The sequence below is a fragment of the Brenneria salicis ATCC 15712 = DSM 30166 genome (genome assembly GCF_003315515.1).
GTDB lineage: Bacteria > Pseudomonadota > Gammaproteobacteria > Enterobacterales > Enterobacteriaceae > Brenneria > Brenneria salicis.
The window spans coordinates 1-8,892 of record NZ_QNRY01000074.1 but is presented as its reverse complement, the minus strand read 5'-3'; the positions used below and the strand labels follow the sequence as shown (position 1 = coordinate 8,892).

General features: G+C 33.1%; 10 protein-coding genes and 1 pseudogene. 9 read left to right on the top strand and 2 right to left on the bottom strand.

The annotated features are described in order from the left end of the window. Positions 1-103: 103 nt before the first annotated feature. The 9 genes from DES54_RS19405 to DES54_RS17955 all read left to right on the top strand — a co-directional run bounded on the left by DES54_RS19405 (position 104) and on the right by DES54_RS17955 (position 6,459). Entirely contained in the window at positions 104-208 is a 105-nt protein-coding gene (locus DES54_RS19405) for an AlpA family phage regulatory protein (protein WP_427846356.1), read from the top strand. A 137-nt stretch (positions 209-345) separates the two neighbouring features. Continuing rightward, a complete protein-coding gene (locus tag DES54_RS17985; protein ID WP_113869719.1) occupies positions 346-621 on the top strand; it encodes a hypothetical protein in 276 nt (91 codons plus the stop codon). A gap of 892 nt (positions 622-1,513) precedes the next feature. After that, a complete protein-coding gene (locus tag DES54_RS17980; RefSeq protein ID WP_113869717.1) occupies positions 1,514-2,416 on the top strand; it encodes a DUF4238 domain-containing protein in 903 nt (300 codons plus the stop codon). A gap of 494 nt (positions 2,417-2,910) precedes the next feature. Then, positions 2,911-3,198 (top strand): hypothetical protein, encoded by a 288-nt coding sequence (locus tag DES54_RS17975; protein WP_113869715.1) that lies wholly within the window; start codon positions 2,911-2,913, stop codon positions 3,196-3,198. A gap of 3 nt (positions 3,199-3,201) precedes the next feature. Then, the gene (locus DES54_RS17970) at positions 3,202-3,477 is read left to right on the top strand and encodes a hypothetical protein (RefSeq protein ID WP_058675798.1); all 276 of its coding nucleotides are present in this window, start codon (positions 3,202-3,204) and stop codon (positions 3,475-3,477) included. A gap of 808 nt (positions 3,478-4,285) precedes the next feature. Continuing rightward, positions 4,286-4,459 carry a hypothetical protein gene (locus tag DES54_RS18645; protein ID WP_169050475.1) on the top strand — a complete coding sequence of 58 codons (174 nt, stop codon included), beginning with the start codon at positions 4,286-4,288 and terminating at the stop codon, positions 4,457-4,459. 14 nt (positions 4,460-4,473) lie between these two features. Then, positions 4,474-4,725, top strand: a complete 252-nt coding sequence (locus DES54_RS17965; RefSeq protein WP_240635065.1) for a hypothetical protein — start codon at positions 4,474-4,476, stop codon at positions 4,723-4,725. Continuing rightward, positions 4,712-5,083, top strand: a complete 372-nt coding sequence (locus tag DES54_RS17960; protein WP_113869711.1) for a plasmid mobilization protein — start codon at positions 4,712-4,714, stop codon at positions 5,081-5,083. Before DES54_RS17965 ends, DES54_RS17960 begins: the two co-directional genes overlap by 14 nt. After that, positions 5,080-6,459, top strand: a complete 1,380-nt coding sequence (locus DES54_RS17955; protein ID WP_240635063.1) for a relaxase/mobilization nuclease domain-containing protein — start codon at positions 5,080-5,082, stop codon at positions 6,457-6,459. The genes DES54_RS17960 and DES54_RS17955 overlap by 4 nt, the downstream gene beginning before the upstream one ends. 135 nt (positions 6,460-6,594) lie before the next feature. Here the strand turns inward: DES54_RS17955 and DES54_RS17950 are convergent. Both DES54_RS17950 and DES54_RS17945 read right to left on the bottom strand, forming a co-directional pair. Further along, positions 6,595-7,473 (bottom strand): annotated as a pseudogene (locus DES54_RS17950) (retron St85 family RNA-directed DNA polymerase); the annotation flags it as partial. Between the two features lie 50 nt (positions 7,474-7,523). After that, a complete protein-coding gene (locus DES54_RS17945) occupies positions 7,524-8,480 on the bottom strand; it encodes a retron St85 family effector protein (protein ID WP_113869707.1) in 957 nt (318 codons plus the stop codon). Positions 8,481-8,892 lie beyond the last annotated feature (412 nt).

The window sequence follows — 8,892 nt, the reverse complement described above, 5'->3', positions numbered from 1 at the left end:
TGAATGCTATGATCGGCATAACTCAGTCCGGTTGGTGATTTGTTTTGATTTGGCGATTGATCAGATCGCTCAAACCGGATTGAGTTCCCTTCAGTGATCTACTATTAGGCGCAGTTATTTAGGTGATCGAGCAATCAGGTTCGTAGAAAGTGAAGTTGATGAGTGGATCGACCAAATGATTTACGCGTCTCGTAAAAAAGCAGCATGATAATATCTTTATAAATGAAGTTAGGAGGTTGTATGTAATAAAAATATAGACCTGTGTTTGAAAATAACGATCCCTTTAATAATAATACATGAAAGTGTATGGGGGTATTTACTTAAAAAATCAATAAGGAACAAAAGATGAAAAAAGAAAATAAACATTCAAGTCAAACTTCAGCGGATTTAGCTGCATTATTGGAATATTCTCGTTTTACGAAGAGAACTCTTACCAAGTCTTCCAGCGAAGTTTTTGATTTATTTACTGACAAACATTATATGGAAACTGTTTATGATGACATTATTAAAAAAACAAAGAAGAGTATTGATAAAAGTCAACACAAGTACATTGATTTTGAAAAAGTTAGAATGGATATAATGTGCATGCGCACACAAGTTATTATGATTTCCTATATTTAAAATAAAGCAGCTCGATTTGGTTTGTGGGGCGTTTAGGGCCATTTATGAATAATAAGTTCATATCAAACTAAAGGTCAGATGTATATCTGGCCTTCATTTATTTCAAAATCAAGAATGATTGTGTAAATATTTTTATATTTCTATTGACTATTGAGATAGAAGATCTATAAAAAGAAAAGATGCAATAAAAGCCAGATGTTAAATCTGACTTTTAAAGGACTTATAAAGTTTTCGCTGACTTTTTTAAGTCTTGTAATCAGTTAGAGGAATAACGTGATTACAAATATAATAAAGTATTAAATAATCTTTTCATATTTGTCAAATCTAAACCTTAGCTTTTTACAAGTCTTTTAAATACCACTTCCAGAATCCTTTTTAGTCCTCAAAAACAATAACGTTAAAACCTGTTGTATCGGGTGCGATCATACGAAGGTCCCTCAAGTGATGGTGAAGATCGAGTTATTGTAGACAGCGGTTAACCGGGAGCGATGTTGTCAGCCTGAATCGCCTTACCTAAAATTTATAAAGCGTTATAGCTTCTTTAGTAAAACGAGAAGCGCTTAAAAGATCATGGTAAGGTTTGTGCGGGTCGCGGGGGGGAGTATCAGACTGGAAACGGTTTGAATACTTTTTGAGTAATCAAAGCGCAATGAGCATTCTTTTTTCCTTTCTCTATCTCTTTAGCGATTTTCATTTTTCGCTTGGGGGGAGGGGGGGGAATGCTCCAAGAAAAACTAAGTTTTCCTAACGGAAAACAGCTACGACTGAAAGTCGCCATCTAAAACCCGAAAACTTTAAAATTTAAATTTCTAGTACTACTGTACGAAAAAAATTAAAATGTTATTTCTTATATGATAAAATTAATTAAAGTTATTTTTTTAAGGATTCAAAGATGGCAGGAAAAAGACAGCATTTTATCCCTAGATTCTTACAGCGTGGATTTTCATTAGAGAAAGAAGGAAAGTTTTTTTCTTGCTTATGTAAAAAAGAGTTTATAAAAGAAAATATAGTAATTGAAAACATTGGTTTGGAAAATAAATTTTATACTCTCGATGGCGATTCGTCAATTGATGACAAAATAACTGAAAAGGAAACTTATATCTATTCAAAAATCGTCCGTGAGTTAGTTAATGGTACATTTAACATGGATGATATAGGAAGTTTGTCTGACTTTGTCTTTCATATGGAAATCAGAACTAAAAATTTACGTTCTAACTTTACCAGTACTGCATCTCATCTAATAGACCAGATGCGAATAAGACTTTTAAGCAAAGATGCTTTGTCTAGATATTTAAATAAAAATGTCATTTCTGATCCATCAAAATTTGATAGGTTGATTAATGAACAGCTTAATGAGTTAAATGTTCCACAAGTTTTGCACCCACATATTAAGGGTGTTTTGATTAATAACGTTCATGCTTGGCTTCCCGACATAGCAAATAAACTTTCATTGCAACTTATTCCTTTATTTGAAAATATGGTTTTATCCGGTATTCCTGAGGCCGCTAAAAAAGGACATTTAAAAGGACTTGAGTTGGATGAAAGTTTGAAAATTGAAGAGTATAAGAAGCTAACTTATAAAGTAATAAATGTTGAGCAATCATTGATATTAGGGGATTGTCTCGTGATTTTTGAAGTTGATGGAGATCGTAGATTTAAACCATTCCATGAAAAAGATGATGATTTAAAAGCAGTATATATGCCAATTAATTCACATTCTATATTGTATGGCGCAAAATATCTTGATGACAATCCAAATGTTGAAAATATAAACGATATAGTAGCACAATGTTAAACTGATTTTTTTATTTGCAAGGAGCCTATTCATAATATGAATGAACTTCAAAAAATCATTGGTGTTAATTCTTATCTTTTGTCTGATGAGTTTATTGATGAAATGTTGAGTGATTTAATTGGTGATAATATTTTGTTAAGTCATTAAAAAGTATAAAATTGATGTTTAATTTATAATGTATCCATAGAGCCATATAAATATAAAAATCGATATTTATCATAAAATTAAAAATACGTCATTCTAAATTTCACTTCAAAATAATGATCGATAAAAAAGATCAATATATAGATATTGATAGTTTTTATCGATTGATGTGGCCTTATCGATCGGTATTTAATTGATTTGGACGATCGATTAATTGATTATGATAGTTTTAATCTATCATGTATTTTTTTCGATCGGTACAAACGATATGACGAACTATGAAAATAATTGAATTCTAAGATGTTTACAGGCCAAGCGGTGGTCTGTGTCTCATCAGTGAAGGAAAAGGTATGCGTAAACTTATGATGGTGGCAGGTTTGGTGACGCTATTGTCTGGTTGTGGTGATGATGGCATCTATGGCGGCTACGTTAATCAGCAATACGGCGTCAGGCTTGATATTCAGAAAGACGTGATCAAGTTTCGTGATGGTGTTTTTAACGTTAAAAGCTGGGATGAAAGCAAGAAACCCGTCTATATCGCTAGAACTCAAAACAAAGATCTTGGCTCTTGGACTTTTAAAATCGAAAAGGTCAAAGATGGCGTCGTTTACCAAGGTGCGGTCTTTAAGAAGGATTAAGTGATGGAACAAAATATTATTCAGTGTCCTTTTTGTTATAAAGAAAGTCAAAAAGGTGTTCATGTATGCACCGGATGTCAGGCATCCGTGCTATATGGAACATATCCCGGTTGGTATGCGGCGGTGATCATCCTGTTAGCTTTTGGTCTGTCAGCGCTCATTGGAATGTCTGCAGGTATGGCAGGAGCTACTATAAGCTTACCAATAATAGCTATTGTCGGTTTTGTCGTGGGTAAAGCTATTTTCTCAGATAACATTATATTCAGAAGAAGAATGTAAGTCAGTCTTGTCTGTCAGGGTGATGCTCCACTACGTGAAACATCACCCATATAAATTTTATCTCCTCCCCTATGTCATCAAGCACTAAATCGGAACCCACTTTGTGGGACCCCACGATTTAGCACTTGACGATTTGACCCTTACGCACAGCTACCCATCAAGACAATATATTATTTACCCTATCTTTTATTTGCATTTTATTCGTCGTGCAGTGTATTTATTTATGTAGCCGCTATTGACTAGATATTATTATCGGTTATTTATTTAAATATAGGTGTAGTTCAGCTTTGTTTTTTCGTTTTTCGGAAACTGAGGCAAGGTGTAATAGCGTATCCGCTATTTACCCAATCCTTCGGATTGCCCTATCTCACTTTGCTCGTAGGGTTGAAAAAGATCTACCCTTCCGCCTGTTCCCCTTATCAAATGGGAGGCGGTAAATCAAACCCCAAAGATTTACTTTGGATATTATAAATAATATTAGGAGTTATACATATGTCCCACGATTTTAGTATTGAAAGAAAAAAAGATAAAAAAGTAGCTTTCTTTTTTTGGTTATGCTGACGCTGTTTTTTATAAGAGTTTTCATTGTGAAGAGTATAATAATAATTTTTCAGGTAGCAATGAAGGTAAAACAATAAGTAAAAAAGGAGCAGAAATCGCATTAAATAAAATAATAAATAGCGAAGCAATAAAGAACTATCCAGATCCTGATCGTATCAATGACATTAAAGATTTTTATAATAAAGTTGTTTTAAAATCAAAAGAAGAAGATAAGTTTTATATTCATTTTAGTTGAGGAGATTAATATATGATTATAGCAATAGCAATGATGCTTCTTTGTATTCTTTTAGGTGCGTTTATGATCCGTAGTTGTATGGGTAAAACGAACACATCAAGCGAAGCAAAGCAAGCAATATCAGATGTTAGAAAAATAATAGATAAAAAAGAACTTATAAAATACAAAAAGAGGCATCAACAATGATTATGGAATATGAAATGAAACTTAATATATTAGCGCGTTTTTTCTATTATATTGAACAAGTTAAATATATACCTTTTGATTACTCTAGCTATGAGGAACAAAGCTTATGTTATTTTGTTGCCAATAGATACATTAACGAAAATAAAGCTGATGAGCTTATACAAGCATTGATAGATACTAATGACGATGATTATATAAAATCCATAAGAGATTATGTTCAGTATACAGCTTTGAATGAAGTGAGAAAGAAATATGAAAATAGATAGAAGGAGAGGACGTATAGAATTAAATCACGAAGAACGCAGGGATATATCTATACAGTTTAGAGTAAACAAAGAAGAGTTTAAATATTTAAAAGAACTTGTTGAGGCATCTGGCCTTGAAAGAGGCCATTATATTAGAAGAGAGATTTTAAACTCTGAACCTATTGTTAAAAGAAAAATGCCGGATTTTGAGCAATCATTGTATAGAGAAATACAGCATCAAGGTAATAATATAAATCAGATTGCTAAAAGACTACATACTAATGAAGACTTTAAACAATCGGTAGCTTCAGAAGCTAACTTTGCTATAAAGCAACTTATGAAAAAAATATTAAAAGCTTGCGAGGTTTATACAGTATGAAAGGGAATGTGGCTAAAACAGGGAGATCATTTAAAAATAGGGTCGATTATATATTAAAAGATGATCACAGTTTTATTTGTAGCAATATGTCAAGTGGTTATAATAATGTTATTGATTTAACTGATGAATTTAAAACTGTAAGCAGCTTTAGACAGGATATAAAAAAGCCTGTTTTTCATGCGTTTTTATCTCTTCCTAAAGGTGATCATTTAACAGATGAACAATGGCAAGAGATAGCAAAAGACTATTTGAAAGAAATGAATATTGATATAGAAAAACATCAATATATTTGTGTTCGTCATAAAGATACGGATAAAGACCATATTCATATTGTAGCAAATAGGGTTGGCTTAGATGGTTCTGTATGGCACGGTCAACACTCAGCATTTAACACAATAGCAGCTTGTGAACATTTAGAGATAAAGCACGGCTTAACTATTACTAAAGGTTTACAAAGCCAAAAATCAGACGAATCAGCACCAACCAAGAACGAGATCGAGCAAGCCTTGAGGACAGGTGAGAAACCAGCCCGTTTAGTGCTTCAAGCCTCTTTAAAAGCAGCTATGACAGGAAAACCAGACCTTGAGATGTTCGTAGAACGTCTGCAGGCCGTTGGCATTGAACCTCAGTTCAATGTTGCCAGCACTGGCAACGTGGCGGGTTGTTCTTTCAGTGTGGGAGATGTGGCATTTAAAGGCTCACAGTTGGGTAAAAAATTTAGTTGGAACACTATAAAAAACAAGGTGAAATATGACAAAAATAGAGATGATGAACTCGTTAGAAGATTCGCAGCAAGAAAAACAGATGACGAAAATAGTATTAGACGATCATTTGTTGAACCAAATTTCAATGACAGTAGAGCCGTTGACAGAATCGATGATGATACTATCCGAATCAGTCAGCACAGCATTACATCAGACACAACAGACATTAACCAGAGTGAACAACTCATTAGAAATAACAACAACCGCTTTAAACTCAGCAAAAAATATAATAGACCAACAGACTCAAAAGTTAGAAGAACAACACAGAAAGCTACACAAATACTCAACAGAGTTAAAAAACAATACAATAAAGAACCAATCAAAAATTATAATCAAAATGGCTTCAATATTTGGCGTGATAAATCTGATAGCGGTTCTATTGATAGGATACTTGATCATGCAGAAACAGCAAACTCAGACACAAATAAATTTAGACTCAAGAGCGGTAGCCGTTTCAATAGCAGAGCAACTAAGATCGAAGAGATAAGAGAAAGGTTAAATATAAAAAAACCTATTATACAGGCAAAAAGTAAAGAAAAACTAATTGAAGAAGATATAAAAAAAAGCCATCCTCTATGGTTGATTATGAAAATAGATTTAAATCTAAGTTAAAAGAAAGCCTTAAAAAAGAACAGATGAAATTATATTTTGAAGAGGTAAGTAAAATAGAGAGCAACCGATTTAAGACAAAATAAAAGAGGCGTCAAACCTCTTTTATAATGGTGTTTTAGTAGTGTGATTTTTGTTCTACTTCTTTAATTTATTTATTGTCTCCCTTCCGTATTTTTTTTCCATTGCAGCCACAAATGAAGGTTCAATGTAATGTGCAAAAGCTAACAAGCCCTTCAACTTGTCCACGGCTTTCTGATCTAATTTATCATAAGAAAAACGATGTATTGCTGACGATATTAATCTTTTTCTTTCTCGCCCAAGTGAGATGTTATCATTGTTCGAGATTGTTATACCCGTAATATGTCGATTATGAGCTTTCGAAGAAAGAATAGTTTTATCATTATTTAAAGAGATAGAGTCTTTGAAAAGATCGATTAAAACTTTTCTTATTGAATCATCAAACCCAATAAGTGTATTCTTTATATTTGTCGAAAATGTCATATCATCAGCATATCTTGTGAATGTTATCTCTCTTTTCAGACACTCTGTTTCAATAATTTTATCAAATGAATACATTATTACATTGGAGATAAACGGTGAGCTGGGTGCTCCAACACTCAATTTTAAACTTGATTTCCTATGCTCACGATAGAACAAACAGTTTGATATAATAGAAGCATTGTCTTTATCAAAATCAATGTTGTTTCTTTTACATTCAGCAAAAAATATTTCAGGTGTTAACGAGTTGAAAAAGTTGGATAAATCCAGTTTTAACAAATAACTATTTTTTGAGTGAATGAGCGCATTTTCTTTGATTCCTCGCCCAGATCTATAAGCATAAGCACAATCATGTACAGGCAGTATATCAGATAGTTCTTTAATAATAATCCGTTGAATGAATTTCAGTTCCTTTGAAGGATGCGCAATTTTACGCTTTTCATCGGAGTTTCTTTTGTTGATTTCATAAATCTTATATCTATAAGGAGCTGTGGCAATAAAAATATTAATGAGATCATCACTTAAAAAAAAGTGTGCTCTGTAAAAGCTTGCGTAATGATTTTAGATTATTGGTCATTTTCTCCACCATACTTGGCTAATACACTAAGGCGCCGTTGTTCTTTATCCTTTAAATTAAAGGCGAGTTCTTGCTTTAAATTTATTTTATTTTTTGTTTTGTCGAATTGTTTTTTATCTGAATAAGAACCAAATTTTATATAGTTATCATTAGCAAGTTTCTTTGGGGGGAAGAAATATGCGTTTGAACTTCTTTTCTTTTTTTGTATTAGCTCTAATGTGAGTAGTAGGTAGATTAATTGAGAAAGACGTTTTTGTGGGATCTTAATTTGAAAAGACAAAAGAACTGATTCAATTTCAGAGATTTGAACAGGAAAGCAGATATTTATTATCTCAAGTATAAGCATACATAAATGACCGTCATCATTTTTCCTGAATTTTTCAATCTTATTTTTACTGTTAACTCTTGAAAGAATATCTTCGCAAATTTCGCCCCACACTGATTTGTCAAATTTTCCCTTTTCGGCATCATATGGGTATGTGAGTACTGCTTCATTTACATAAGTGGATATTCTTTTTAGCGGCCCTAAAAAAATAAATGAGTCTTCGCTCTCAACATGATCTTCTGGTGCAATAACACAAATTTTATCATATAAGTTTTCGAAAGAAGAAAATATCCCTAACTCAACTAATGATTCGGGGCTTTCGAGAAATAGAAGAACTTGTGATGATATTTTTGCGATGTCGTGCTCGAAATGAAGCAAATCATCATACTGACCTGACTCAATATAGTCTTTGAAAGATTCAGCCATCCTTAGGCAATTATGAAACTCTTCATGTTCAGTGGCAGTATAAGCGTAAAGCTGTCCGCGCATACTTGTAGGAATGGGTTGTTTTACATCTACAAGCCCACCACAAACAAATATTAAATTTAGGCTGTTATTAATGACAGTAAAATTTTCAACTTCAAGATTTTTAAATGTATCTTTTATAATTTGTTCGTACATCTAATTGTCCAAATAAAAAAAGAGACCTAAGTCTCTTTTTAGCTCTTAACTAAAGGATGCGGCCGATTTGCATCTGACGCAACCCTAAATCTAAACAATAAGTTAGTGTCTGGCGAAACGCCCGACAAGGCTATTTAACTAAAGCCCATACGCTAAAGAGTTCTTTTTTTATAGCATGATGAGTGGCGATGTTCAAACTTTTTTGCCTAACAGAACGACTAAGTGACAGGCATCCCCTTCCTAACTAGCACCTTTGTCTGTAAAGACCTTAGCCTTAGCTGTTTAGGATTGTAGTGGTCAACTAAAACTGGCCACGGGTTTAGAGTTTTTCCAGAATCGATTTTCCGATTCGTTTGGGGGTAATCCACCGTTATAGTCGTGTGGTCTGATCGTGCTGTAATATCCCACGATA

Coding starts and splice junctions, on each gene's coding strand:
- DES54_RS17985 (WP_113869719.1), top strand. CDS start 346: ATGAAAAAAGAAAATAAACATTCAAGTCAAACTTCAGCGGATTTAGCT.
- DES54_RS17980 (WP_113869717.1), top strand. CDS start 1,514: ATGGCAGGAAAAAGACAGCATTTTATCCCTAGATTCTTACAGCGTGGA.
- DES54_RS17975 (WP_113869715.1), top strand. CDS start 2,911: ATGCGTAAACTTATGATGGTGGCAGGTTTGGTGACGCTATTGTCTGGT.
- DES54_RS17970 (WP_058675798.1), top strand. CDS start 3,202: ATGGAACAAAATATTATTCAGTGTCCTTTTTGTTATAAAGAAAGTCAA.
- DES54_RS18645 (WP_169050475.1), top strand. CDS start 4,286: ATGATTATAGCAATAGCAATGATGCTTCTTTGTATTCTTTTAGGTGCG.
- DES54_RS17965 (WP_240635065.1), top strand. CDS start 4,474: ATGAAACTTAATATATTAGCGCGTTTTTTCTATTATATTGAACAAGTT.
- DES54_RS17960 (WP_113869711.1), top strand. CDS start 4,712: ATGAAAATAGATAGAAGGAGAGGACGTATAGAATTAAATCACGAAGAA.
- DES54_RS17955 (WP_240635063.1), top strand. CDS start 5,080: ATGAAAGGGAATGTGGCTAAAACAGGGAGATCATTTAAAAATAGGGTC.
- DES54_RS17945 (WP_113869707.1), bottom strand. CDS start 8,480: ATGTACGAACAAATTATAAAAGATACATTTAAAAATCTTGAAGTTGAA.